Genomic DNA, 23,119 nt, shown 5'->3' with positions numbered 1-23,119 from the left:
GACGCGGCTCTTGCGTTGCGGGTTCGATCGCTTATTCCAGTGCGGACCGTTCGAACCCTTACCTCGCGCAAGGATCGCCCATGCCGTTCCGTTCGCTCAGGGGGCTGCGTGCTCCAGTTGCCGCCCTGTGTCTTGCCTTCGGCGCCTCGCTTCTTGGCGCCCCGGCGCTGTCGCGTCCCGCCCGCGCGGATTTTCGCGTCTGCAACGGCACGCAGACGCTGGTCGGCGTCGCCGTCGGCCAGCGCACGGCGGAAGGCTGGGTCAGCGAGGGATGGTGGCGCATTCCCGCCACGACCTGCCGCTCGGTCGTCGAGGGCGAGCTGCACTCGCGCTACTACTATCTCTATGCCGAGGATGCCGAAGGCCTCGGCCGTTGGGCCGGCCCCGTCGACATGTGCATCGCGGAGAACGAGTTCCGCATCGTCGGGGTCAAGGATTGCTTCGCTCGCGGGTTCCAGAAGATGGGGTTCCGGGAGTATGACACCGGCGGACAAGGAAGCTGGATGGTTCAGCTCACCGAATCGCCTCGCGTGGAGACGCCTAAGCCATGAAACGCAACCGACGGGTCAAGATTCTCGCGACGCTCGGACCGGCCTCTTCCGAAGAGGCGATGATCCGCAAGCTTTTCGACGCGGGCGCCGACGTGTTCCGCATCAACATGAGCCACACCGAGCATGACGCGATGCGCGAGCTCGTGCGGCGCATTCGCAATGTCGAGGCGGCCGTGGGGCGCCCGATCGGCATCCTGGCCGATCTTCAGGGGCCGAAGCTGCGCGTCGGCAAGTTCAAGGAGGGCAAGGTCGACCTCCAGCCCGGCGACAAGATCACGCTGGACGACAATCCCGAGCCGGGCGACGCGACCCGCGTCCATCTTCCCCATCCCGAGATCCTGGAAGCGGTGCGCCCCGGTCATCGCCTGCTGATCGACGACGGTCGCCTCCATCTCGTGGCGCTGGAATGCGACGGGCGCTCGATCCGCTGCCTCGTCGTCGCCGGCACGCGCATTTCCGACAAGAAGGGCGTCAGCCTGCCCGACACGCTCCTGACGTCCGGCGCGCTGACCGAGAAGGACCGCCGCGACCTCGAGGCCGTGCTCGCCGAGAATGTCGACTGGCTCGCCCTGTCCTTCATCCAACGTCCCGAGGATCTGGCCGAGGCGCGCAAGCTGGCGCGCGGGCGCGCCGGCCTTCTGTCGAAGATCGAGAAGCCGCAGGCCGTCGAGCGGCTGGACGAGATCATCGAGATGTCCGACGCCATCATGGTGGCGCGCGGCGATCTCGGCGTCGAGATGCCGCTGGAGCAGGTTCCGGGCATCCAGAAGCGCATTACCCGCGCCGCCCGCCGCGCCGGCAAGCCGGTCGTCGTCGCGACCCAGATGCTGGAATCCATGATCACCGCGCCGGTGCCGACCCGCGCCGAAGTGTCCGACGTCTCGATCGCCGTGTTCGAGGGCGCGGACGCCGTCATGCTTTCGGCCGAATCGGCCGCCGGCCAGTATCCGGTCGAGGCCGTCGCCACGATGGATCGCATCGCGATCGAGGTGGAGAAGGACTCGCTTTATCCCGGCATCATCTTCGCCCAGCGCCCCTCGGCCGAGGCGACGGGCGCCGACGCCGTGTCGCTCGCCGCGCGTCAGATCGCCGAGACGCTGAAGGTGGCGGCGATCGTGACCTATACGGGCTCCGGAGCGTCCGGCCTGCGCATGGCGCGCGAGCGGCCGCAGATCCCGATCCTGCCCCTGTCGCCGATCGAAAGCACGGTGCGCCGCCTCAGCCTCGGCTGGGGTCTGCACTGCGTCATCTCGGAAGACGCCAAGGACATGGAAGACATGGTGGACAAGGCCTGCCGCCTTGCGGTGGAGCACGGCTTCGCCCAGCCCGGCGAGCGCATCATCGTCACCGCCGGCGTCCCGCTCGGCACGCCCGGCGCCACCAACATGATCCGCATCGCGACGATCGGCTCGGACGGCGTTCACGCCGCCTGAGGATCGTAGGGTCAACGAGAAATGGAAAAGGCCGCGGCTATCCGCGGCCTTTTTCGTATCCGCTGTCCGTCACGCCGAAAGGCGGAGGGGGCGCGCCCTGCGCGGCCCGCTCCCTATCGTCAGAAAGGCGCCTCGGCGTCGAAGAGCGTGGGTTCAGGCGGGATCGCCGGCGAGGGCGTCCGAGAGCTTCAGGACGGCGTCCTGCGCGTCCTTGAGGGCGGGGTAGATGTCGAGAACCCGGCGATAGGTCGCGAGCGCCTGGCGGTCCCGACCGAACTCCTCCTGCATGGCGGCGAGACCCATGAGCGAGGCGAACTGCCGGGGCTCGCGCCGCAGCGTTTCCTCCACGTCGGCGATCGCGAGGCCGTAGCGATCCTCGGCGTAATGCACGGTGGCGCGCCGATTCCAGGCCTCGGGAAAGTCCGGCTGCAAAACGATCGCCTGATCCAGGAGATCGAGCGCGGCGGCGGTGCTCTTGTTGGCCACGGCCTGCGCGGCGCGCTGCATCAGGAGATCGGTCGTCGCGCTGCCGCTCTGCAGCCATTCCGCCTGGATCTGGTTTGCGATCACCAAGGCGAGCGCCGGATCGGCTTCCTTTTTCAGCCGCGCGAAGAGCGCGTCCAGCCGGCCGACATGGTCGCCGGGCAGGGGCGCGGCGGCGGCCGGCGCGGGAGAAGGAGAGGGCGCGGCTGCCGGCTCTTCGGCAAGCGCCGAGGCGGGCAGGAGAGCGGCCACGAAAGCGAGGCGGGTCAGGATGCGCATGGAAGGAGAGTAGACCCTCTCCGCGCGCCGTCAATCATCCGGGGGAAGAAAGACGCTGGCGGAGGGGAGAGGTGTCGCCCGGTGAGACCGTCATCATGCGGGCGAAGCGGCGCGTCTCGCAGCCAGGCATCGCCCAAAAGAACCAGGCACGACCCGAAAGGACCCAAGCACCGCCCAAAAGAAAAGGCCGGCATTGCGCCGGCCCTTGTCTCGTCAGCCCTGACGCGCCTTGTAGCGCGGAGCCAGCTTGTTGATGATGTAGATGCGGCCCTTGCGACGAACCAGGCGGTTGGCGCGATGGCGGCCCTTGAGCGACTTCAGCGAGTTCTTGATCTTCATGGGTTTGACCGTCGGTGAGGATGGCGACGATCGGATCAATCCGCTCTGCCGCACAATGAAAAACGCGCCCGGAGGGCGCGCTTGCCTGGTTGGTTCGATAGCTGTCGGCGCGGTTTCTGTCAACCATGCGACATCAACCGAAGCGGGCTCTCAGCGCTCCGAACGCGGTGAAACGCGCGTGAAATGCCCCATTTTGCGGCCCGGACGCGCGTCCGTCTTGCCGTAGAGCGTCAGCATCACGTCAGCCTCGGCGAGAAGCGCGGGCACGCGCTCGACATCCGAGCCGATGAGATTCTCCATCACGCCGTCGCTGTGGCGCGCCGGGCTGCCGAGCGGCAGGCCGGCCACGGCGCGAATGTGCTGCTCGAACTGAGAGATCGTGCAGGCCGCTTCGGTCCAATGGCCGGAATTGTGGACGCGCGGGGCGATCTCGTTGACGAGAAGCGCGCCGTCGCGCCCCACGAAGAACTCGACGCCGATCACGCCGACATAGTTCAGCTTGTCGAGAATGCGCTTGGCGATGCCGCGCGCTTCCTCCATCTGTTCGGGCGAGACCGAGGCGGGGATCGTGGAGCTTTTCAGGATGCCGAGCCCGTGGACGTTCTCGGCCGGATCGTAGGCCGCGAAGCTGCCGTCCTGTCCGCGCGCGGCGATCACCGAGATTTCCCGCTCGAAGCCGATCTTCTTTTCCAGAATCGCCGGCACCCCGCCGAGCGTTCCGAAGGCCTCGCCATGATTGCCATTCTCGCGCAGGACGGCCTGCCCCTTGCCGTCGTAGCCAAGGCGGCGGGTCTTCAGGATGCAGTCGCCGCCGAGATCGAGAAAGGCGTGTTCGAGCTCCTGCGGATCGTCCACCGCGCGCCAGGGCGCGGTGCGGATGCCGATGCCGTTCAGGAAGGCCTTTTCCACCACGCGGTCCTGCGCGACTTCCAGCGCCTCGGGCGGCGGGAAGATCGGCACGATGCGGGCGAGCGCGCTGACCGGGGCGACCGGCACGTTCTCGAACTCGTAGGTGACGACCGCCACGCGGCCGGCCAGACGCGCCAGGGCGTCCCGATCGTCATAGGCGGCGGTGATCGTCTCGTTGGCGAGCTGGGCGGCGGGGCAGGCGGCATCCGGGTCGAGAACGATCGTGCGAAAGCCCAGACGCGCGGCGGCCGAGATCATCATGCGGCCGAGCTGGCCGCCGCCGATCATGCCGATCGCGGCGCCGGGAGCTAGAGGAAAGCGGTCGGTCAATGCGCGGCTCCCGCCTCGTCGCGCGGCCGGGCCGCGACGGCCTCCGTCTGCTGCCGGCGCCAGGCGTCGAGGCGTTCGGCGAGCGGCTCGTCGTGCAGGGCCAGAACGCTGGCGGCCAGAAGCGCGGCGTTCACCGCGCCCGCCCGACCGATGGCGAGCGTACCGACGGGAATGCCGGCCGGCATCTGAACGATGGAGAGAAGGCTGTCCTGGCCCGACAGGGCGCGGCTTTCGATGGGAACGCCGAACACGGGAAGCGGCGTCATCGAGGCCGTCATGCCCGGCAGGTGCGCCGCGCCGCCCGCGCCCGCGATGATCACCTGGAACCCTTCGCCCTTCGCAGCTTTGGCGAAGTCGAACATGCGCTCGGGGGTGCGGTGGGCGGAGACGATGCGCGCGTCGAAGGCGATGCCGAGCGCCTCCAGCGTGTCGGCGGCGTTCTTCATGGTCGGCCAGTCCGACTGGCTGCCCATGATGATGGCGACGCGGGGAGGGGCGTCGCTCATGCCGTCAGATCCGGGATGACCTGATCCTCGATGTCCTGAAGCCGATCCTTGATGACGAGCTTCTTCTTCTTCATCCGCTGCACCGCGAGCCGATCGCAGCCGGTCGATTCCATCGCGTTGATCGCCAAGTCGAAATCCATGTGCTCCTGCCGCAGCCGCGCCAACTGCAGTCTGAGCTCGGCCTGTTCCTGATCCGCCACTCGGGTCCCCTCGAACGCTTGACACGGCCCGCCGGCCCGGATCGCCGGGTCGCGCGGGCGACGCCCGACCGCGCGGGCGCCTGGTGTTCACGAAATCTCGTACCAGTCTCGCTCGAAAATCGAAACCCGGCACTTGATCCTCATTCGACAGTGCAAACCTTATGTGACACTTTCCTAGCGTCCACGACGGTGTCCCGTCCGGGAGCCGGTGGGAGGAAAGAAGTCAGAAGGAGCTCAAGAATGTCCTTGGATGCCCATCTTGCGACTTTGCAGCAGCGCCACTCGGCGCTGGAGCAGGAACTGGTCGCCGCGAAGGCGAAACCCGCCATCAGCGACGCCGAGTTGCAGGACCTGAAGCGGCGAAAGCTGCTCTTAAAGGACGAGATGGAGCGCTTGCGCGGCTCCGCTCACTGACGACCATTCCCATGTTTGCGTAAAAGGAGGGCGCGGCCGGTCATGGCCGCGCCCTTCGCGCGTCCGCGCCTTCGTTTCGCTCGGGTTTCGCCCGCCCCGACGAAGGTCCTGCGAGGGTCCGCCGTTCGGGCAAAACTCTTGTAGTGTTGCCGCAATGCGTATCTACAGGAGAAAAAACCGGGCCTCATGCCCGGCCGTTCAAGAGTTTCGAGATGACCGACGACGCGCCGATCCGCCCCCGCCTTGTTCTCGCCACGACCCTTCTTCCCGAGGGGCCCGAGGGTGTGGAGCGCCTGCGCGTCGCGCTCGAGGCGGGCGATGTCGCCTCCGTCCTGATCGACCCCGCCGGCCATTCGGCCGCCGCCTTCCAGGATTTCTGCGAGGCCGTCGTGCCGATGGTGCAGGACGCGGGCGCCGCTGCGATCGTGGTGGAAGACACGCGCTGCGCAGGGAGAGTGAAGGCCGACGGGTTCCACGCCCCGGAGGGCACGATCGAGGCGCTGGGCGAGGCCATGGCGCGCTTCTCGCCGCGCCTCATCGTCGGCACGTCCGGCTTCAACACGCGCCATGACGCGCTGGAAGCGGGCGAGCGGATGCCCGACTATGTCCTCTTCGGCAAGCTCGGCGCCGATGGCGAGGCCGAGCCGCATCGGCGCAATCTGGATCTGGCCGAATGGTGGGCCTCGATCGTCGAAATCCCCTGCATCGTGCAGGGCGGCGGCGATCTCGCGACGCTGCCCCAGGCGATCGCCACGGGCGCCGAGTTCATTCTCCTGTCGCGCGCGATCTTCGGACAGGCCGAGGGCGTCGCCGAGCGCGTCGCCGAAGCGAACCGCCTGTTCGACGAGGCCGTGGCGGCGGAGGCGGCCTGACCATGGGCGCGCTGCGGCCGGTTCTCGGGTTCTGCCTCGCCGTCGTCTCGGCCGGGCCTGCGCTCGCGCAAGGGGCGGACGCGCCGGGCGCATCGCCCGCCGGCGCGGCCTTCGTGCCGCCGAGCACGCTTCTGCCGCAGTCCATGATGTCGAGCTCGCCCTTCGAGCCGCCGATGATCGCGCCCCTGCCGGGCGTTCCCTCCTCCGACGCGCCGCAATCCGCCGCGCCGCCCTCCACCGCGCCGCCCTCCACGGCATCGAGCGACCAGCCGGCCGCGCTGGCCGCGCCGGTCTTCCTGCCGACGCCGGTCGGCCCCGCGCCGCAGCCGGGCGCGGCGCTCGGCGGCGCCTCGCTCGACAGCGCGCCGGCCACGCCGAGCGACGACGGTGCGCCGTCCTCGCCCTCGGCCGAAGCCTACGGGGCCTTCCAGCGCGGCTATTATCTCTCGGCCATGCGGCTGGCCGAACCGCTCGCCAATCTCGGCGACCCGGCAGCGCAGACGCTGCTCGGCGAAATCTACGCGCGCGGTCTCGGCGTCGCGCGCGACGAAAAGGAATCGGCCCGCTGGTACGGCATCGCCGCCAAGGCGGGCGTCGCAGAGGCGCAGTTCCGCTACGCGCTGCTGCTTCTGGAAGGCAAGACCGTGGAGCGCGACGACGCCACGGCGCGCGATCTGATGAAGGCGGCGGCCGATGCCGGCAATCCGCTGGCGGCCTTCAACTATGGTCAGATGCTGATCCAGTCCGCGCCCACCGGCGGCTTTGCCGAGGCGATCAGCTATTTCCGCATGGCCGCCGACAAGAACGTGCCGGACGCCGAATATGCGCTGTCGCAGCTCTATGCCTATGGCAAGGGCGTGGAGAAGGACGACGCGACGGCCCGCACCTGGCTCAGCGAAGCGGCGCGCTCGGGCCATGATCTCGCGCAGATCGAACTCGGCATCTGGCTGATCAACGGGCGCGGCGGCGCGCCGGACGCGACCGAGGGTTTCCGCTGGCTGAAGGGCGCGGCCGAGCGCGGCAATCCGATCGCCGTCAACCGCGTCGCCCATCTCTACAAGGACGGCGTCGGCACGACGCGAGACCGGGCCGAGGCGGCCAAATGGACGGTTCTCGCCCGCCGCGCGTCGAACAGCGACGCGGGGCTCGACGGCTGGTTTCGGGGCCTGCCGGAGACCGATCAGAAGGCCGCGCTCGAGGCCGCCAACCGTTTTCGCGCCGGATAGAACCCCTGCAAATGCGGCGCGGGCTTGAACAGCCGGGGCTTTTGTGGTTCCAAGCCGCCTTGCGTTTCCCTTGAAAAATCCGAAAGCCGTCCCGTTTCATGAAGATCAACGGCAGCGAAATCCGTCCCGGCTACGTCATCGAGCACGATGGCGGGCTTTGGGCTGCCGTGAAGACGGCGCATGTGAAGCCGGGCAAGGGCGGGGCGTTCAATCAGGTCGAGCTGAAGAACCTCGTGGACGGCACCAAGCTGAACGAGCGGTTCCGCGCCTCCGAATCCGTCGAGCGCGTCCATCTCGATCTCAAGGACTACCAGTTCCTCTATGCCGAGGGCGACCAGCTCGTCTTCATGGACAATGAGAGTTTCGAGCAGCTCGAACTCCAGACCGATTTCGTCGGCGAGCGCGCCGCCTTCCTGCAGGACGGCATGAAGGTGACGGTGCAGAGCTTCGACGGCCGGCCGATCGGCATCTCGCTTCCCGATCAGGTGACGCTCACCGTCGCCGAGGCCGATCCGGTGGTGAAGGGGCAGACCGCCGCGTCCTCCTACAAGCCCGCCATCACAGAGAACGGCCTTCGCGTGATGGTGCCCCCCTTCGTCGGCGCCGGCGAGCGCATCGTGGTGGACACGAACGAGATCACCTACGTCCGCCGCGCGGACTGAACAGACGACGCTGCCCGGCCGGCGCCCTCAAGGTCCCGGCCGGTTCTTCGCTTTTCCGTGGGGTGCGCCAGATGGTCCCCCGCGTGTTCTTTTTCACGATCAGAAGAAAGTTGCCCAGCCATGGCCCGTTCGGCTTTGATGAACGTCATGACGCAGGCCGCCATGAAGGCCGGCCGTTCCCTGACCCGCGATTTCGGCGAGGTCCAGAACCTTCAGGTGTCCATGAAGGGGCCGGCCGACTTCGTGTCCAACGCCGACCGCAAGGCCGAGGAGATCGTGTATCAGGAACTGTCGCGCGCGCGGCCCGAATGGGGCTTCCTCATGGAGGAGCGCGGCACGGTGGAAGGGCGCGACCCCCAGCATCGCTGGATCGTCGATCCGCTAGACGGCACCACCAACTTTCTTCACGGCATCCCGATGTTCGCCATCTCCATCGCGCTGGAGCGCGACGGGCAGATCGTGGCGGCGATCGTCTTCAACCCGGCCCTGGACGAACTCTACAGCGCCGAGAAGGGCGGGGGCGCCTTCCTCAACGACCGCCGCATCCGCGTCGCCGCGCGCTCCAAGCTGCATGAGACGGTGATCGCGACGGGCATGCCCTTCCTCGGCCATGGCGACCATGCCCGCTTCCTGTTCGAGGCGCGCAAGCTCATGTCCGAGACGGCCGGCATCCGCCGCATGGGCGCGGCTTCGCTGGACCTCGCCTATGTCGCGGCCGGGCGCTTCGACGGTTTCTGGGAACACGCGCTGAAGCCCTGGGACATCGCGGCCGGATCGCTTCTCGTGCGCGAGGCCGGCGGCTTCGTGACCGACACCGAGGGCAACAAGTTCGACCTCTTGCAGGGCGACGTCGCCTGCGGCAACGAGCTGATCCATCGCCAGCTTCTGGCCGAACTCAAGAAGGCCAACACCGCCTTCCGTGCGCCCAAGATCGAGCCGGTCGACCGCGACGTCTGAGACGGCGGCGCGCCCCGCGCCTCCCGATTCATCAAGTGCTTGAGCGGGCGCCACATTTGCTGGCGCTCGCTCGCCGGGCGGGTTAGAAGAAGCCTCCACCGTTCCGGGTTCTGCCGCGCGGCGCTCCACCGCCGGGCCAGCGGATGAGGCGTCATGCAGGTTCATTCTCCTTCGCCCGAAACGCCGCCCCAGGCGGCTCCCCCTCAGGCGGAGCCGTTGAGCAGTCCGCTAGTCTTTCTCGGCGTGATGCTCGTGTTCCTGGCGCTCGCCGGCTTCGTGGCGCTGATCCTCGGCCGGCAGGTCTATCAGGCCTTCTTCACCAATCCCGGGCTGAACGGGCTGATTCTCGGCGTTCTCGTGATCGGCGTCCTCCTGTCGCTCGGGCAGATCCTGAAGATCGCGCGCGAGGTGCGCTGGGTGAACGGCCTGCGCGACGGCGAGGTCGCGCGCGGCGGGCGCACGCGCCATCCCGTGCTTCTCTCGCCGATGGAAGCCATGATGCAGGGGCGGCGCGGCCGTCCGCGCCTGTCGCTCTCGGCCGGGCGCACGATCCTCGATTCGGTCGCGGCCCGGCTGGACGAAGCGCGCGACATGTCCCGCTACCTCGTCGGGCTTCTCGTCTTCCTCGGCCTTCTCGGCACGTTCTGGGGCCTTCTGACCACGATCGGCTCGATCACGACGACGATCCAGTCGCTCGACCCGGCGGCCGGCGATGCGGCCACCGTTCTCGATTCCGTCAAGAACGGGCTGTCCGCTCCCCTGTCGGGCATGGGCACGGCCTTCTCCTCCTCGCTCTTCGGTCTCAGCGGCTCGCTCGTCCTCGGCTTTCTCGACCTTCAGGTCGGCCGCGCGCAGAACCGCTTCTACACCGAGCTGGAAGACCTCCTGACCTTCGAGGCGGAGATGCCCGGCACGCTCTCGGTTCTGCCCAACGTGCCGAACGGGGCGGAGGAGTTCCGCGTCCTGGCCGACCGGATCAACCGGCTCGTGCTGGAACAAAGCAACCTGCCGCGCACCAGCGCGGCCATGGCGAGTCTGGCCGAAAGCATTCAGGGCCTCGTCCAGCACATGCGCGGCGAGCAGCAGATGCTGCGCGACTTCGTGGAAGCGCAGGCCGACGAGCAGCGCGAGATGCGCCGCGCGCTCGACCGCCTGAACCATTCCCTGTCCGAAGCCGAGCGGACCTGACGCCGTGGCCCTGTCGCGCCGCCGCCAGCGCCGGGAGGTCGATTACTGGCCGGGCTTCGTGGACGCCCTGTCGACGCTCCTTCTCGCCATCATGTTCCTTCTGTCGGTCTTCGTGATCGCGCAGTTTCTTCTCAGCCGCGACCTGTCGGGCCGCGACACGGTTCTCGGCCGGCTCAACGCGCAGATCGCCGAGTTGAACCAGCTTCTGGCGCTGGAGCGGGCCCAGTCCGGCGACTTCCAGGACCAGATCGCGGCGCTGCGCGCCTCGCTCGCCGGCGCCGAAACCGAGCGCACGCGCCTTCAGGCGGCGCTGGACGAGGGCCGCGCGGCGGCGCCTGGCGCGGGCGGCGCCACGGTCGGCGAGTTGCAGGCGCAGGTGCAGAGCGAGCAGCGCGTGTCGGCGCAGGCGCGCGCGCAGATCGACCTCCTGAACCAGCAATTGTCGGCGCTGCGCCAGCAGATCGCGGCGCTGGAAGACGCGCTCGGCGCGTCGGAAAATCGCGACCGCGAATCGCAGGTGCAGATCGCCGATCTCGGCCGAAGGCTGAACGTGGCGCTGGCGCAGCGGGTGCAGGAACTGGCGCGCTACCGCTCCGACTTCTTCGGTCGCCTGCGCGAGATCCTGGCCGATCGCGACAATATCCGCATCGTCGGCGATCGCTTCGTGTTCCAGTCCGAGGTGCTGTTCTCGTCGGGCTCCGACGTGCTGCAGGCGGCGGGGCAGGACGAGATGCGCAAGCTCGCCGAGGCGATCATCCAGCTCAACCGCGAAATCCCCTCGGACATCAACTGGATCATCCGCGTCGATGGCCACACCGACAACGTGCCGGTCAGCAGCGGGCGCTTTGCCGACAATTGGCAGCTCTCCAGCGCGCGCGCCGCCGCCGTGGTGCGCTTTCTCGTGTCGGCCGGCGTGCCGCCGCAGCGCCTCGCCGCGACGGGCTTTGGCGAGTTCCAGCCGCTCGTCGCCGGCAACGACGCGGACTCGCGCGCGCGCAACCGGCGCATCGAGCTGAAGCTGACCGAGCGCTGAGAGCCCGCCTTCGCTATTCCGCCGCCGCGGGGCTGAGCGCCTCGCGGCCGGCGTCGAACTGCAAGCGGGCGAGACGGGAGTAAAGGCCGCCGCGCCCGATCAGCGCCGCATGGGTGCCTTCCTCGACGATGCGCCCGCCCTCCAGAACCAGGATGCGGTCGGCCTTCAGGATGGTCGCCAGCCGGTGCGCGATGACGAGCGTCGTGCGCTGGCCCATCAGCCCTTCCAGCGCCCGCTGCACCAGAACCTCGCTTTCGGCGTCGAGCGCCGAGGTCGCCTCGTCCAGAAGCAGGATCGGCGCGTCGCGCAGGATCGCGCGGGCGATCGAGATGCGCTGGCGCTGGCCGCCCGACAGGGTCACGCCGCGCTCGCCGATCGGCGTGTCGTAGCCGTCCGGCAGGGCCGAGACGAACCCGTCCACCTGCGCCGCCCTGGCCGCCGCGACGATGGCCTCGCGCGAGGCGTTCTCGGTGCCGAAGGCGATGTTATCGGCGACCGTGCCGGCGAAGATATTGGAATCCTGCGGCACGAAGGCGATGCGCGAGCGCAGGGCCTGCAGATCGACCTCGCGGATATCCAGGCCATCGACGAGGATGCGTCCTTCGCTCGGATCGTAGAAGCGCTCGATGAGCGCGAAGAGCGTCGACTTGCCGGCCCCGGACGCGCCGACGAGCGCGACCGTCTCGCCGGGGCGGATGTCCAGATCGATGCCGCTCAAGGTCGGGCGCTCCGGCGCGCCGGGATAGCGGAAGGACAGGGCCTCGAAGCGCAGGGCGCCGCGCGCGGGGGAGGGGAAGGGGCGCGGGGCGGCGGGGGAGCGGATGGTCGCTTCCTCGTCCAGAAGCTCCGACAGGCGCTCGGTGGCGCCGGCCGCCGCCGTCAGGTCGCCCCAGACCTCGCTGAGTTGGCCGAGGCTGGAGGCGGCGAACACGGCATAAAGCAGGAACTGCCCGAGCGTGCCCGCGCTCATCGTGCCGTCCACCACGCGATGCGCGCCGATCCAGAGCACGATGATGATCGAGACGGTGATCAGGAAGATGGCGAAGGCGGTGAGCAGCGCGCGCGAGGTCACCGAGCGGCGGGCGGCTTCGAAGGCCTCGTCCACCGCCGCGCCGAAGCGCCGGTTGGCGCCGGGCTCGGCCGTGAAGGCCTGCACGGCGCGCACGGCCCCGATCGCCTCGCCGGCATAGGCGCTGGCGCTGGCGAGCCGGTCCTGCGCGGCGCGCGAGCGCCGGCGCACCGAGCGGCCGAAGGCGACGAGCGGCAGGACGATCAGGGGAATGGCGAGAATCACGATCAGCGACAGGCTGGGGCTGGTGAAGGCCATCATCGCCACGGCGCCGACGAAGAGAATGACGTTGCGCAGCGCGAGCGAGGCGGTGGCGCCGACGGCCGACTTGATCTGCACCGTGTCGGCGGTCAGGCGCGAGACGATCTCGCCCGAGAGGGTGCGGTCGTAGAAGCTCGGCGACAGGCCGATGACGTGGCGGAACACGTCCTTGCGCAGCTCCGCCACGATGCGCTCGCCGATCGTGATGACGAAATAATAGCGCCCGGCGCTGGCGAGCGCGAGAACGATGCTGAGGACGGCCAGCATGCCGAAATAGGTGTCCACGAATCCCGTGTCGCCGGACATGAAGCCGTGATCCACGACGCGCCGGACGGCCAGCGGAAAGGACAGGGTGGTGATCGAGGCGAGAAGCAGGAAGACGAGGGCGCCGGCGACGAGGCCCCGGTGGCGCTTCACATAGGGCCAGAGGCGCGCGAGCGGTTTCAACGTGCGGGACTTCTTTTCCCCCGCGCTCTTCCTGATGGAACGTGCCAAGATCGGATCGCCTTTGCGGCCTTGTGCGCTATCGGCCCCTCATGTATAGGCTCGCCCTTGAATTTGAAAGCGATCGCGCTCCTCATTCCGGCCCGAACGGCCCGTTCCCGCGCTTGGGAAAGGCCCGAAGGACTTGGTGAGTGCGAGCGCGTTATCGGCTGTGAGGACATCATGAAGCAGAAAATCCACCCCGACTACCACACCATCACCGTCGTGATGACCAACGGCACCGAGTACCAGACCCGCTCGACCTACGGCTCGGCCGGCGACAAGCTGAACCTCGACATCGACCCGACCAGCCACCCGGCCTGGACCGGCGGCAACCAGCAGATGCTGGATCGCGGCGGCCGCGTGTCGCGCTTCAAGAAGCGCTACGAAGGCCTCGGCATCTAAGCCCGACGCCCATCCGTTTCGGATCGCAGGAAACCCGGCCGTCGCGCCGGGTTTTTTGTTGCCTGCCCGCCGTCGCGCAACGCGCGCACACGGCACGAAAAAGCGCCGCCGGAAGGGCTCCGACGGCGCTGCGTTCGAATGGAATGGGGAACTCGCGTTACATCGCGAAGGCGGTGCGCAGGAGGTCGATCTGCTGGCCGACCGGATTGGGGGCGACCGTCTCCACCGGGGCAGGCGAGCCGTAGATTTCGCGGTCCAGCATGGCGATGCGGCGCTCCAGAAGAAGCGCGCGCTCCACGATGTCGCGGAAGCTCTCGGGCAACTCGTCGTAGAAGGGCGAATCGACGCCCTCGGCGCTGCTGTCGAGGCGCACCTTGCCCTTTTCCGCCTCGACCTGCGACCGGGACATGTCACCCTGGTTGGCCGCGCGCTGGAGAAGGAGCCAGGAGGCGACCTGCATGAGGCGTGTCGTCAGGCGCATGGATTCGGCGGCGTAAAGCGTCGCTGCGCCGCGCGACAGGGTCTTCACGTCCCGGCGCCCGTCTCCGTCGAGATAGGCGGCGGTTTCATCGACCAGATTCATTCCAGCATCGAAGATCGGCTGGAACGACGCCGAAAAGGCGAGGCGTTCGGCGATCCGCACGGTTTGGAACGAGGTCTGATCGGATGGCTTCTGTGACATGCGGAGATAACCAGCCTGAGCAAGAATCGTTGCACGGCCCGCGCGGCATAATGCCGGCCAGCCTGTTGACCGGAATCCTCTACGCAAGCTCGACCGCGTGCAAGCCGCTTCGCACCGAATTGGTTAACGCGCGTTCGCCATAGATGCGCCGCTTCGGGCGCACGCCTGGAAAAAAGAGAGCCGCACGGGGCGGCTCTTTCAAGTTTCAACAGGGAGACGTCGACAACCATCAGGGTCGCCATCCAACGAATTGGACACCCACAGTTTTAATCGAATGCGGTAAATGAGCCGTTAGCGCCTCGACACTCGTCTCAAGACCCTATCCTTAGCGGACCGAGACGAGAAAAGGGGTGAAGCCCATGAGCCTGCCGGATCAGATGACGATCGTCGCCCTCAACGGCCATGGCGGGCCGGAGGTGCTGGTGCCGCGCGAAGCGAGCGTGCCTCGGCCCGGCGCGGGGCAGATCCTGATCGAGGTTCACGCGGCGGGTGTGAATCGGCCCGACATTCTCCAGCGCAAGGGCGCCTATCCCGCGCCCGCCGGCGCGCCGGACTGGCCGGGGCTCGAAGTCGCCGGCCGCGTCGCCGCCTTGGGCGAGGGCGTCGCGAACTGGCGCGAGGGCGACCGTGTCATGGCGCTCCTGCCGGGCGGCGGATATGCCGACTATGCGCTGGCGGACGCGGGCAGCGCCTTGCCCGTGCCGAGCGGCCTCGGCTTTGCGGAAGCCGCCGCCGTGCCCGAAACCTTCCTCACCGTCTGGCACAATGTCTTCCAGCGCGGCGCCTTGCGGGAGGGCGAGACCTTCCTCGTTCACGGCGGCACGTCGGGCATCGGCACGACGGCGATCCAGCTCGCCCACGCTTTGGGCGCGCATGTCGCGACCACGGTGGGCAGCGCCGACAAGGCCGAGGCCGCGCGTCGGCTCGGCGCCGATCTCGCGATCAACTACCGCGAGGACGATTTCGTCGCGAGCTTGAAGACCTGGCGCGACGGGCGCGGCGCCGACCTCACGCTCGACATGGTGGGCGGCGACTACACGAACCGCAATCTCCAGGCGGCGGCGAGCGACGGGCGCATCGTGCAGATCGCCTTTCTTCAGGGCGCCAGGGTCGAGATCGATCTCAACCTCGTGATGCAGAAGCGGCTTCATCTCACCGGCTCCACGCTCCGGGCGCGCGACCACGCCTTCAAGGCGGCGCTCGCCGCCGATCTTCAGGCCCATGTCTGGCCGCTTCTCGAATCGGGCCGCGTCAAACCCCTGATCGAGGCGACCTACCCGCTGCGCGAGGCGGCCGAAGCGCACCGGCACATGGAGCGCGACCATATCGGCAAGCTCGTGCTCCTTCCCGAAGGGCGATAGTCCGCCCCCAAGCATCGGACTTCCTTGCGAACGCGGGACGGAGCCCTTATAGTTCGCGTTAATTCCCGCATTCGTGGCATGACCACAGCCTGCTCCTCCGGGTGGGCCACTAGGAGACTATTACCCATGGCTCAGCAGCTCCTGATGCCGAAGGCCACGGCCGTCTGGCTGGTGGACAACACCTCGCTGTCGTTCGAACAGATCGCGGAATTCTGCACGCTGCATCCGCTCGAAGTGAAGGCGATCGCGGACGGCGAGGCGGCGCAGGGCATCAAGGGCATGGACCCGATCATCACGGGACAGCTGACGCGCGACGAGATCGTGCGCGCCGAGAAGGACCCGCGCCACAAGCTGAAGCTCGCGCCGCCCAAGGTTCGCGTTCCCGAGGCCAAGCGCAAGGGACCGCGCTACACGCCCGTTTCCAAGCGCCAGGATCGCCCGAACGCCATTCTCTGGCTGGTGCGCAACCATCCCGAGCTGAAGGACAACGCGATCTCGCGCCTCGTTGGCACGACCAAGCACACGATCGAGCAGATCCGCGAGCGCACGCACTGGAACTCGGCCAACCTTCAGCCGATGGACCCGGTGACGCTCGGCCTCTGCTCGCAGATCGACCTCGATCTCGAAGTCGAGAAGGCCTCGCGCGGCATGCCCCGTCCCGAGGAACTCGCCGAGGAGGAGCGTCTTCTGTCGGCCGCGCAGACCCAGAACTACCGTCCCGCCCCGCGCGAGGACGAGGAACTGGATGCCGCCGCCGTCTTCGCCAAGCTCTCCTCCATGCGCCGCACGGAGCCCGAGGAAGGCGAGGAAGACGAGATCGTCTGACCCTTCGGCATTGTCGGATTATCCCAAAAAAGGCGGCCTCCCGGGCCGCCTTTTTTGCTGGGCGGTCAGCCGTTGCCGCGAAAGCCCGGATAGAGCGTCATGCCGCCATCGACGAACAGCGTCTGGCCGGTGATGTATTCGGCGGCGTCCGACACGAGGAAGGCGGCGACGCGGCCGATATCCACGGGCTCGCCGACCCGGCCATAGGGGATGAGCTTCAGCATGGCTTCGAGCCCGCCCGGCTTCTCGCGCTCGGACTGGTTGATCGCCGTGGCGATGGCGCCGGGGGCGACGGCGTTGACGCGGATCTTCTCGTGCGCGACCTCCTGCGCCAGCGATTCCATCAGGAGCTTGAGCCCGCCCTTGGACGCCGCGTAATTGACGCGGAAGGCCCAGGGAATGCGCTGGTGCACCGAATTGTCGAACAGGAGCTTGCCGAGCGAGCGGCTGACATCCTCGCGCATCCCCTTCTTGCGAAAGCGCCGGATCGCCTCCCGCCCGACCAGAAAGCCGCCGGTGAGATTGGTCGAGATCACCGTGTTCCAGTCGTCCAGCGACATGTCGGCGATCGCGCCATCGCGCTGCAGGCCGGCATTGGAGACGACGATGTCGAGGGGCCCGAGCGCGTCCTCGCCCTGGTCGAACAGCGCGATCACGTCCGCCTCGGAGGAGACGTCCGCCTGCACGGCGAGGGCGCGCCGGCCGAGCGCCTTGACCTTGTTCACCGTGTCCTCGGCGCTTTCGGGCTTGCCGTGGTAGTTGACGACGATGTCGGCGCCCGCCCGCGCGAGTTCCACCGCGATGGCTTCGCCGATGCCGGAGGAGGAGCCGGTGACGAGCGCCGTCTGTCCGGCGAGGGAGTGGAGGTCAGTAGATGCCATCGGGGTCCTCGATCATCTGATGGGAGATGTTGGCGGGGTCGCCGCGATCGGACGACAGGGCGCGGTCGAGCCAGATCGCGGCCGAGATCAGCGACAGATGCGTCAGCCCTTGCGGGAAATTGCCGAGATGGTCGCCCGAGGAGGACAGTTCCTCCGAATACAGGCCGAGATGGTTGGCGTAGGAATGCAGCTTCTCGAACAGAAGCCGCGCCTCGGCCACGAAGCCCGAGCGCGCCAGGGCCTCGACATACCAGAAGGAGCAGATGGTGAAGAAGCCTTCCTCGCCCTCCAGCCCGTCGTCGTTCTCGTCGGCGTTGATGTAGCGCTTCACGAGGCAGTCGTGGACGAGATTGGCCTGCACGGCCTTCAGCGTCGAGGTCCACATCTGGTCGCGTGGGTTGATGAACTTGACGAGCGGCATCAGGAGAACGACCGCGTCGAGTGTCTTGGAGCCCTTGAACTGGGTGAAGGCGCCGAGCTCCTTGTTCCAGAACTCCTCGATGATGCTGCGCTGGATCGCGTCGCGCTCGGAGCGCCAGCGCTGGATGTCGGCGGGCAGGGACTGGCCCTCCGCGATCTTCATGCCGCGATCGAGCGCCACCCAGCACATGAGGCGCGAGGAGAGATATTCGCGGTCCTCGCCCCGGCTTTCCCAGATGCCCTTGTCGGGCAGGTGCCAATGGTCGCAGAGCCAGTCCATCAGTCGCGCGAGCTTGGTCCAGACCGCATAAGCCGGCTTTCCGCGCGCCTTGGTCGCGATATAGACCGCGTCCATGAACTCGCCGTAGATGTCCATCTGGCGCTGGCGATAGGCGGCGTTGCCGACGCGCACGGGTCGCGAGCCGCGATAGCCGGCCAGATGATCGAGCGAGACTTCGGGCAGCTTCTCCGCTCCGTCCATCGCATACATGATCTGAAGGCCGGACTCGGCGCCGTCATGCGGCTCGACGATGCGCTCCATCAGGAAGTGGATGAAGGTCTCGGCCTCGTCGAAATAGTTGAGCCGCGACAGGGCGTAGAGCGTGAAGGCGCTGTCGCGCACCCAGCAGAAGCGATAGTCCCAGTTGCGCTCGCCGCCGATCACCTCGGGCAGGCCGAACGTGCCGGCCGCCGCGATCGAGCCGTGCCGCGCCGAGGTGAGGAGCTTCAGGGTCAGCGCCGAGCGCACCACGAGTTCGCGCCAGAAGGTCGGGTAGCGCCCCTGCCGCACCCAGCCATGCCAGAATTCGCGCGTCTGGAAGAAGGCCCGGCGGGCGTAGCCCGGCTCGATCGGTGGCGCCTCGGCCCGGCCGGGACAGAACACGACATAGATCGACTGGTCCTCCGACAGATCGGCGGCGCCGGTGATCGTGTCGTTCTCGAGCCGCAGCTCGATCGAGGAATAGAAGAAGACCTCCTCGCGTCCGCCGTCCGAGGCGCGGGTCCAGCTCACGGCAAAGCCGCCGGGCACGGCGCGAAAGCTCGGGCTCGACGCGCCGTATTCGGGCGCGGGGCGGATCTCCACCCGGAAGCGCATCGGCCCCATGATCGCCTTGGCGCGGCGTACGATGCGCCCCGAACCGTCGGTCGGCATGAAATCGGTGATCTCGCCGATCCCCTCCTTGCCGAGAAAGCGGGTGAGGAGAATGTTGGTGTCGGGCAGATAGATCTGCCGATAGGTCAGCCCCTCGGCATCGGCCCAGAGGCGGAACTCGCCGCCCTTGCCGGTGTCGAGCAGGCCACAGAACAGCGAGGGGGAATCGATGCTGGGATGGCAGAAGAAGTCGATCCGCCCATCCGGCGCCACGAGAGCGATCGTGTTCATGTCCCCGATGACACCGTGATCCGAGATCGGGTTGGGGGCGGGGGAGAACGGGTCAGTCTGCATCAGGGCGCCTGTTGGTCGAACCAGCGTCTGAGATTGGTCGTTCGACGGCGAAGTAAAGTCGGATGCCGCGTTTCGCCCGAGGCGCGAAAGGAGATAAGTCGGCCCGCGCGTGCCTTTCAATTGCTCCATCGGCCTGCTTTCAGTATCCACACGGTTCGAAGCGGTGGACGGGGGCCTTGGCCTCCGGTCCGCTCGCTGCCCAGTTCGGAGACATCATGAGCGCGATGGAAGACAGCCTGCGACGGGCGCTGGAAGGTGGCGACACGCGCGATCCCGCCTTTCGGGAGAGCATCTATGCCGCGTCCGAGCGAGCCCTGGAGCGGATGCTGGAATCGCGAGGCGCGGACGAGGCGAGCGCGCTGGACCAGCGGACCCGTCTCGCCGAGACGATCAACCGCGTGGAAGCGGACTTCGCCCCGCACAGCTATCCGGCCAACGCCCAGCCGGACGGTTTCCAAGAGGCCGAGGCCGACCCTTACGAGCCCGCACTGCCGACCGTGTCTTCAGGCGAGACCGCGGCCTTTCCGGGCGCGGGCGGACCCGCTGACGACGAGCCGCACGAAGGGGCCGGCTGGACGCCGGGGGGCGGACGCCCGGCGGGCGAGGCCCCGAGCGCGGCCTTCAACTGGAAGGTCCCGGCGCTGGCGGTGCTTCTGGCGCTCGGTCTCGCGCTTCTGGCCTATGCCATCACCGGCGCGCTGCGCGGCGGCTCGTCGGCGGACCCGGCCACCACGAGCGCCATCCAGCCGAGCGACGGGCTGCCCAAGCTCGCCTGGATCGACGTGTTCGACGGCAACGATCTGGAATCCCTGTCCACCCCGACGGGCGGGCGCATCGAGGCGGTGGCCAAGCCCGACAACCGCGAGGCGGTGCGCATTTCCACGCCCGCCGGCAGCCGGGACGAGGCGCTCCTGAAGATCGGACCGGGGATCGTTCAGCAGATCGCCGGCCGGCAGGTTCGCATCGAAGTGGTCGCCGGCTCGCCCGACGGCGCGATGCGCGAATTCAGCGTGCGGTGCCTCGTCGGCCAGCAGAACGTCTGCAACGACCAGCGTTTTTCCACCGACATGCCCGAGGAAGCCTTCGTGTTCGACGTGACCGTGCCGGCGGTGGCCAGCAGGGACGTGAACCTCGCCATCGCGCCGGGCCTGGGAACGAGCCCCAGCGATGTCGACCTCTACTCGCTGCGCCTTCGCGACCTCAGCTGATCGCGCTCCACCCGCCGCCATCGGGCGAGGCGGCGGGCTCGGTGTCATGCGTTTGACGATTGGGCGTGCGATGCCTGCCCTTCGTTCAGTGAAAACGCGTTAACGAAGCGGTAGACCTTTCCGGCATGGCCGAACCTGCTCCTCATTCCGACGACGCCCGTCGCCGTGCCCTCCCGTCCCTCGCCACCCTCGTCTGCGTGGCGGGGCTCCTCGTGATCGCCTATGCCGAGCCCGAGGTGCGCGTCCTGGCGCTCGCGACGCTGGCGGCGGCCGCTTGCGCCTGGCTGGTGCAGCGCGGGGCGCGCGCCTCGCGCCGGCGCAAGGCGGCCAAGACCGTTCTGCCTTCGCCGCTCTGGCCGAATGCCAGCGTCAAGAGCGTGGTGGACGCCATGCGCGAGCCCGCCTTCGTGCTGGACCGCAACCTGGCGCTTCGCTTTTCCAACACGGTCGGCATCCAGACCTTCGGCAACATGGTGCTGGGCGACCCGATCGCCATGCGCTTTCGCGCCCCCGAACTGATCGCGGCCATGGCCGAATCGATCGAGAGCGGCGAGGCGCAGATGACCGAATATGCCGAGCGCGCACCCTCCGAGCGCGCCTGGGCGGTGGATATCCTGCCGATGCCCATGCCGGGCGAGCCGCAGCCCCTGTTCTTCCTGGCCCTGTTTCGCGATCGCACGCAGATGCGGCGCATAGAGCGCATCCGCACCGATTTCGTCGCCAATGCCAGCCACGAGCTGCGCACGCCGCTCGCCTCGCTCTCGGGCTTCATCGAGACGCTGAAAGGCCCCGCGCGCGACGACGCCAAGGCCCGCGCGCAGTTTCTCGACATCATGCAGGAGCAGGCGCGGCGCATGTCGCGGCTGATCGACGATCTCCTGTCCTTGTCGCGCGTCGAGATGCGCCGGCGCCTGGAGCCGAACGAACTCACCGACCTCGCCTCGGTCCTGCGCGTCGTCGCGCAGCAGGCCGCGCCGACCGCCGCCGAGAAGGGCCTCGCCCTCGACCTCGTCGGGCTGGAAGAGGACGCGCTGGTCAACGGCGACCATGACGAGCTCGTCCAGGTCTTCGGCAATCTCGCCGAGAACGCCATGAAATACGGCGACGGGGGCGGGCGGATCGAGATCGGCCTCCTGCGCACCGAAGAGACCGTGGACGCTTTCGTGCGCGATTTCGGGCAGGGCATCGCGCCCGAGCACGTGCCGCGCCTGACGGAGCGCTTCTACCGCGTCGAGGACGGAAGCGGGCGCGTGCGGGGCACCGGGCTCGGGCTCAGCATCGTGCGCAACGTCCTCATTCGGCACAACACGCGGCTCTCGATTGCATCGATTCCCGGCGAGGGCTCGACCTTCAGCGTTCGCTTCCGCAGGCGCATTTCCGGTGATTTCGGAAAAACCGTTATGAAACAGAGGGATAGAGTGTCATAAATCGGATGCGGATTTGTCATAGATAGGTTGCGTCGGACGGCTAGACCGACATCGAACGGCGCCGACGACGAATGGGCTCGCGGCGGTTCGCATTCGAAACGTTTCGATGGAGAAACGCCTGTGACCAAATCCCTTCTCGCCAGCCTCGTTCTCGGCGCGTCCGTCATGACCACGGGCGCTGCCTTCGCGCAGGCCACGCAGCCGGTTCACGCCGCCGGCTCGTCCACGGTTCTGCCCTATGCGCAGATCGTGGCTCAGAATTTCGGCGAGATCTTCCCGGACTTCCCGACCCCGGTGGTCGAGTCGGGCGGCACGTCGGGCGGCTTCCGTCAGTTCTGCGCCGGCGTCGGCCCGGAGACGATCGACATCGCCAACGCCTCGCGCGCGATCTCGGACTCCGAGAAGAAGGCCTGCAAGGACACCGGCGTGACGGCGATCCAGGAGGTCCGTTTCGGTTATGACGGCATCGTCTTCGCCTCGGCCGCGTCCGGCCCGAGCTTCGCCCTGACACCGGACACGATCTTCAAGGCGCTCGCCGCCAAGGTCGTCAAGGACGGCAAGGTCGTCGACAACACCGCCACCAAGTGGTCCGACGTCGACCCCTCGCTGCCGAGCCAGGACATCATCGCCTTCATCCCGGCCGAGAACCACGGCACGCGCGAAGTCTTCGAAGAGAAGACCGTCGTCGCCGGCTGCAAGGCCACGGGCGCTCTGGAAGCCTTCAAGAAGTCCGGCCTGGACGACAAGGCGGCGGCGCAGCAGTGCCACCAGGTCCGCAACGACGGCAAGGCGGTGGACATCGCCGGCGACTACACCGAGACGCTCGCCCGCATTGCCGCCAACCCGCAGGGCGTGGGCGTGTTCGGTCTCGCCTTCTACGAGCAGAACCAGGACAAGCTGAAGGTCGCCACCGTCGGCGGCGTCACCCCTTCGGTCGAGACCGTGGCCTCGGGCGAGTATCCGGTGTCGCGTCCGCTCTACTTCTACGTCAAGAAGGCGCATGTCGGCGTCGTCCCGGGCCTCAAGGAGTTCGTGACCTTCTGGCTCGACGACCAGATGATCGGCCCCGACGGCCCGCTCGCCCAGTACGGCCTCGTGCCCGCCCCCGAGGCGCAGCGCGAAGAGGCCCGCAAGGCCTTCGAAGCCGGCACCACGATCGCCGAGTAATCCTCGGATCGACAGGGAGGCCGGCCGCTAGCGCCGGCCTCTTCACTTTCACCGCGAGCCGGTCTCCGGTCCCGGGAGGGACGGGCCAGCTCATGATCCTC

24 protein-coding genes are annotated in these 23,119 nt (G+C 67.9%); 15 read left to right on the top strand and 9 right to left on the bottom strand.

The genetic code is table 11. The annotated features are described in order from the left end of the window. Nucleotides 1-80: 80 nt before the first annotated feature. Together B146_RS0119840 and pyk are read left to right on the top strand one after the other, a co-directional pair. Nucleotides 81-551, top strand: a complete 471-nt coding sequence (locus tag B146_RS0119840) for a DUF1036 domain-containing protein (RefSeq protein ID WP_019998230.1) — start codon at nucleotides 81-83, stop codon at nucleotides 549-551. Next, nucleotides 548-1,984, top strand: coding sequence for a pyruvate kinase (pyk, locus tag B146_RS0119835; protein WP_019998229.1), 1,437 nt, complete (start codon nucleotides 548-550; stop codon nucleotides 1,982-1,984). The genes B146_RS0119840 and pyk overlap by 4 nt, the downstream gene beginning before the upstream one ends. 153 nt (nucleotides 1,985-2,137) lie before the next feature. On the opposite strand, the gene B146_RS0119830 is transcribed toward pyk, so the two are convergent. From B146_RS0119830 to B146_RS0119810, 5 genes are all read right to left on the bottom strand, one after another. Next, entirely contained in the window at nucleotides 2,138-2,746 is a 609-nt protein-coding gene (locus tag B146_RS0119830) for a tetratricopeptide repeat protein (protein WP_019998228.1), read from the bottom strand. A gap of 213 nt (nucleotides 2,747-2,959) precedes the next feature. Further along, the gene (gene ykgO / locus B146_RS0119825) at nucleotides 2,960-3,085 is read right to left on the bottom strand and encodes a type B 50S ribosomal protein L36 (protein ID WP_019998227.1); all 126 of its coding nucleotides are present in this window, start codon (nucleotides 3,083-3,085) and stop codon (nucleotides 2,960-2,962) included. A 150-nt stretch (nucleotides 3,086-3,235) separates the two neighbouring features. Further along, nucleotides 3,236-4,324, bottom strand: coding sequence for a 5-(carboxyamino)imidazole ribonucleotide synthase (locus tag B146_RS0119820; RefSeq protein WP_019998226.1), 1,089 nt, complete (start codon nucleotides 4,322-4,324; stop codon nucleotides 3,236-3,238). Continuing rightward, nucleotides 4,321-4,830 (bottom strand): 5-(carboxyamino)imidazole ribonucleotide mutase, encoded by a 510-nt coding sequence (gene purE, locus B146_RS0119815; RefSeq protein WP_019998225.1) that lies wholly within the window; start codon nucleotides 4,828-4,830, stop codon nucleotides 4,321-4,323. The genes B146_RS0119820 and purE overlap by 4 nt, the downstream gene beginning before the upstream one ends. Beyond that, the gene (locus B146_RS0119810; protein WP_019998224.1) at nucleotides 4,827-5,030 is read right to left on the bottom strand and encodes a YdcH family protein; all 204 of its coding nucleotides are present in this window, start codon (nucleotides 5,028-5,030) and stop codon (nucleotides 4,827-4,829) included. The genes purE and B146_RS0119810 overlap by 4 nt, the downstream gene beginning before the upstream one ends. Before the next feature lie 240 nt (nucleotides 5,031-5,270). Between B146_RS0119810 and B146_RS28520 the strand changes: the two genes are divergently transcribed. The 7 genes from B146_RS28520 to B146_RS0119775 all read left to right on the top strand — a co-directional run bounded on the left by B146_RS28520 (nucleotide 5,271) and on the right by B146_RS0119775 (nucleotide 11,382). Continuing rightward, nucleotides 5,271-5,444: a YdcH family protein gene (locus tag B146_RS28520; protein WP_019998223.1), complete on the top strand. Its 174-nt coding sequence runs from the start codon at nucleotides 5,271-5,273 to the stop codon at nucleotides 5,442-5,444. A gap of 212 nt (nucleotides 5,445-5,656) precedes the next feature. After that, the gene (locus tag B146_RS0119800; protein WP_019998222.1) at nucleotides 5,657-6,316 is read left to right on the top strand and encodes a thiamine phosphate synthase; all 660 of its coding nucleotides are present in this window, start codon (nucleotides 5,657-5,659) and stop codon (nucleotides 6,314-6,316) included. A gap of 2 nt (nucleotides 6,317-6,318) precedes the next feature. Continuing rightward, nucleotides 6,319-7,542 (top strand): tetratricopeptide repeat protein, encoded by a 1,224-nt coding sequence (locus B146_RS29160; RefSeq protein ID WP_019998221.1) that lies wholly within the window; start codon nucleotides 6,319-6,321, stop codon nucleotides 7,540-7,542. Between the two features lie 98 nt (nucleotides 7,543-7,640). After that, the gene (gene efp, locus B146_RS0119790; RefSeq protein ID WP_019998220.1) at nucleotides 7,641-8,204 is read left to right on the top strand and encodes an elongation factor P; all 564 of its coding nucleotides are present in this window, start codon (nucleotides 7,641-7,643) and stop codon (nucleotides 8,202-8,204) included. A gap of 120 nt (nucleotides 8,205-8,324) precedes the next feature. Further along, nucleotides 8,325-9,161: an inositol monophosphatase family protein gene (locus B146_RS0119785; RefSeq protein ID WP_040408812.1), complete on the top strand. Its 837-nt coding sequence runs from the start codon at nucleotides 8,325-8,327 to the stop codon at nucleotides 9,159-9,161. Nucleotides 9,162-9,377: 216 nt separating this feature from the next. Beyond that, nucleotides 9,378-10,349: a flagellar motor protein MotA gene (locus B146_RS26755; RefSeq protein WP_155897607.1), complete on the top strand. Its 972-nt coding sequence runs from the start codon at nucleotides 9,378-9,380 to the stop codon at nucleotides 10,347-10,349. A 4-nt stretch (nucleotides 10,350-10,353) separates the two neighbouring features. After that, nucleotides 10,354-11,382 carry a peptidoglycan -binding protein gene (locus B146_RS0119775; protein WP_019998217.1) on the top strand — a complete coding sequence of 343 codons (1,029 nt, stop codon included), beginning with the start codon at nucleotides 10,354-10,356 and terminating at the stop codon, nucleotides 11,380-11,382. A 13-nt stretch (nucleotides 11,383-11,395) separates the two neighbouring features. Here the strand turns inward: B146_RS0119775 and B146_RS0119770 are convergent, their stop codons facing one another. Next, nucleotides 11,396-13,207 carry an ABC transporter transmembrane domain-containing protein gene (locus tag B146_RS0119770; RefSeq protein WP_244498258.1) on the bottom strand — a complete coding sequence of 604 codons (1,812 nt, stop codon included), beginning with the start codon at nucleotides 13,205-13,207 and terminating at the stop codon, nucleotides 11,396-11,398. A 171-nt stretch (nucleotides 13,208-13,378) separates the two neighbouring features. On the opposite strand from B146_RS0119770, the gene rpmE reads away from it, so the two are divergent. Further along, nucleotides 13,379-13,600 carry a 50S ribosomal protein L31 gene (gene rpmE / locus B146_RS0119765; protein WP_019998215.1) on the top strand — a complete coding sequence of 74 codons (222 nt, stop codon included), beginning with the start codon at nucleotides 13,379-13,381 and terminating at the stop codon, nucleotides 13,598-13,600. 157 nt (nucleotides 13,601-13,757) lie between these two features. Here the strand turns inward: rpmE and rcdA are convergent, their stop codons facing one another. Then, nucleotides 13,758-14,282, bottom strand: a complete 525-nt coding sequence (gene rcdA / locus B146_RS0119760) for a protease adaptor protein RcdA (protein WP_019998214.1) — start codon at nucleotides 14,280-14,282, stop codon at nucleotides 13,758-13,760. Nucleotides 14,283-14,641: 359 nt separating this feature from the next. Here rcdA and B146_RS0119755 point away from each other — a divergent pair, with 359 nt between their 5' ends. Together B146_RS0119755 and B146_RS0119750 are read left to right on the top strand one after the other, a co-directional pair. Next, nucleotides 14,642-15,643, top strand: coding sequence for an NAD(P)H-quinone oxidoreductase (locus B146_RS0119755; RefSeq protein ID WP_019998213.1), 1,002 nt, complete (start codon nucleotides 14,642-14,644; stop codon nucleotides 15,641-15,643). Between the two features lie 126 nt (nucleotides 15,644-15,769). After that, nucleotides 15,770-16,468 (top strand): DUF1013 domain-containing protein, encoded by a 699-nt coding sequence (locus B146_RS0119750; protein WP_019998212.1) that lies wholly within the window; start codon nucleotides 15,770-15,772, stop codon nucleotides 16,466-16,468. Nucleotides 16,469-16,533: 65 nt separating this feature from the next. Here the strand turns inward: B146_RS0119750 and B146_RS0119745 are convergent, their stop codons facing one another. After that, entirely contained in the window at nucleotides 16,534-17,349 is an 816-nt protein-coding gene (locus B146_RS0119745; RefSeq protein WP_019998211.1) for an SDR family oxidoreductase, read from the bottom strand. After that, a complete protein-coding gene (locus tag B146_RS26750; RefSeq protein ID WP_040408810.1) occupies nucleotides 17,336-19,216 on the bottom strand; it encodes a glycoside hydrolase family 15 protein in 1,881 nt (626 codons plus the stop codon). The genes B146_RS0119745 and B146_RS26750 overlap by 14 nt, the downstream gene beginning before the upstream one ends. A 215-nt stretch (nucleotides 19,217-19,431) precedes the next feature. On the opposite strand from B146_RS26750, the gene B146_RS0119735 reads away from it, so the two are divergent. The 3 genes from B146_RS0119735 to B146_RS0119725 all read left to right on the top strand — a co-directional run bounded on the left by B146_RS0119735 (nucleotide 19,432) and on the right by B146_RS0119725 (nucleotide 23,018). Then, the gene (locus B146_RS0119735; RefSeq protein ID WP_155897606.1) at nucleotides 19,432-20,424 is read left to right on the top strand and encodes a hypothetical protein; all 993 of its coding nucleotides are present in this window, start codon (nucleotides 19,432-19,434) and stop codon (nucleotides 20,422-20,424) included. Between the two features lie 125 nt (nucleotides 20,425-20,549). Then, nucleotides 20,550-21,851: an ATP-binding protein gene (locus B146_RS26745; RefSeq protein WP_019998208.1), complete on the top strand. Its 1,302-nt coding sequence runs from the start codon at nucleotides 20,550-20,552 to the stop codon at nucleotides 21,849-21,851. 165 nt (nucleotides 21,852-22,016) lie between these two features. After that, on the top strand, nucleotides 22,017-23,018 hold the full coding sequence (locus B146_RS0119725) for a PstS family phosphate ABC transporter substrate-binding protein (RefSeq protein ID WP_155897611.1): 1,002 nt from the start codon (nucleotides 22,017-22,019) through the stop codon (nucleotides 23,016-23,018). Nucleotides 23,019-23,119 lie beyond the last annotated feature (101 nt).

The sequence above is a fragment of the Aureimonas ureilytica DSM 18598 = NBRC 106430 genome (assembly GCF_000382705.1).
Lineage (GTDB): Bacteria > Pseudomonadota > Alphaproteobacteria > Rhizobiales > Rhizobiaceae > Aureimonas > Aureimonas ureilytica.
The sequence above is the reverse complement of the archived record's forward strand: the minus strand, read 5'-3'. Positions and strand labels throughout refer to the sequence as shown.

Excerpts from the sequence above, each read along its gene's own strand:
- B146_RS0119840 (WP_019998230.1), top strand. The coding sequence starts at position 81 with ATGCCGTTCCGTTCGCTCAGGGGGCTGCGTGCTCCAGTTGCCGCCCTG.
- pyk (WP_019998229.1), top strand. The coding sequence starts at position 548 with ATGAAACGCAACCGACGGGTCAAGATTCTCGCGACGCTCGGACCGGCC.
- B146_RS0119830 (WP_019998228.1), bottom strand. The coding sequence starts at position 2,746 with ATGCGCATCCTGACCCGCCTCGCTTTCGTGGCCGCTCTCCTGCCCGCC.
- ykgO (WP_019998227.1), bottom strand. The coding sequence starts at position 3,085 with ATGAAGATCAAGAACTCGCTGAAGTCGCTCAAGGGCCGCCATCGCGCC.
- purE (WP_019998225.1), bottom strand. The coding sequence starts at position 4,830 with ATGAGCGACGCCCCTCCCCGCGTCGCCATCATCATGGGCAGCCAGTCG.
- B146_RS28520 (WP_019998223.1), top strand. The coding sequence starts at position 5,271 with ATGTCCTTGGATGCCCATCTTGCGACTTTGCAGCAGCGCCACTCGGCG.
- B146_RS0119800 (WP_019998222.1), top strand. The coding sequence starts at position 5,657 with ATGACCGACGACGCGCCGATCCGCCCCCGCCTTGTTCTCGCCACGACC.
- B146_RS29160 (WP_019998221.1), top strand. The coding sequence starts at position 6,319 with ATGGGCGCGCTGCGGCCGGTTCTCGGGTTCTGCCTCGCCGTCGTCTCG.
- efp (WP_019998220.1), top strand. The coding sequence starts at position 7,641 with ATGAAGATCAACGGCAGCGAAATCCGTCCCGGCTACGTCATCGAGCAC.
- B146_RS0119785 (WP_040408812.1), top strand. The coding sequence starts at position 8,325 with ATGGCCCGTTCGGCTTTGATGAACGTCATGACGCAGGCCGCCATGAAG.
- rpmE (WP_019998215.1), top strand. The coding sequence starts at position 13,379 with ATGAAGCAGAAAATCCACCCCGACTACCACACCATCACCGTCGTGATG.
- rcdA (WP_019998214.1), bottom strand. The coding sequence starts at position 14,282 with ATGTCACAGAAGCCATCCGATCAGACCTCGTTCCAAACCGTGCGGATC.
- B146_RS0119755 (WP_019998213.1), top strand. The coding sequence starts at position 14,642 with ATGAGCCTGCCGGATCAGATGACGATCGTCGCCCTCAACGGCCATGGC.
- B146_RS0119750 (WP_019998212.1), top strand. The coding sequence starts at position 15,770 with ATGGCTCAGCAGCTCCTGATGCCGAAGGCCACGGCCGTCTGGCTGGTG.
- B146_RS0119745 (WP_019998211.1), bottom strand. The coding sequence starts at position 17,349 with ATGGCATCTACTGACCTCCACTCCCTCGCCGGACAGACGGCGCTCGTC.
- B146_RS26750 (WP_040408810.1), bottom strand. The coding sequence starts at position 19,216 with ATGCAGACTGACCCGTTCTCCCCCGCCCCCAACCCGATCTCGGATCAC.
- B146_RS0119735 (WP_155897606.1), top strand. The coding sequence starts at position 19,432 with ATGAGCGCGATGGAAGACAGCCTGCGACGGGCGCTGGAAGGTGGCGAC.
- B146_RS26745 (WP_019998208.1), top strand. The coding sequence starts at position 20,550 with ATGGCCGAACCTGCTCCTCATTCCGACGACGCCCGTCGCCGTGCCCTC.
- B146_RS0119725 (WP_155897611.1), top strand. The coding sequence starts at position 22,017 with ATGACCACGGGCGCTGCCTTCGCGCAGGCCACGCAGCCGGTTCACGCC.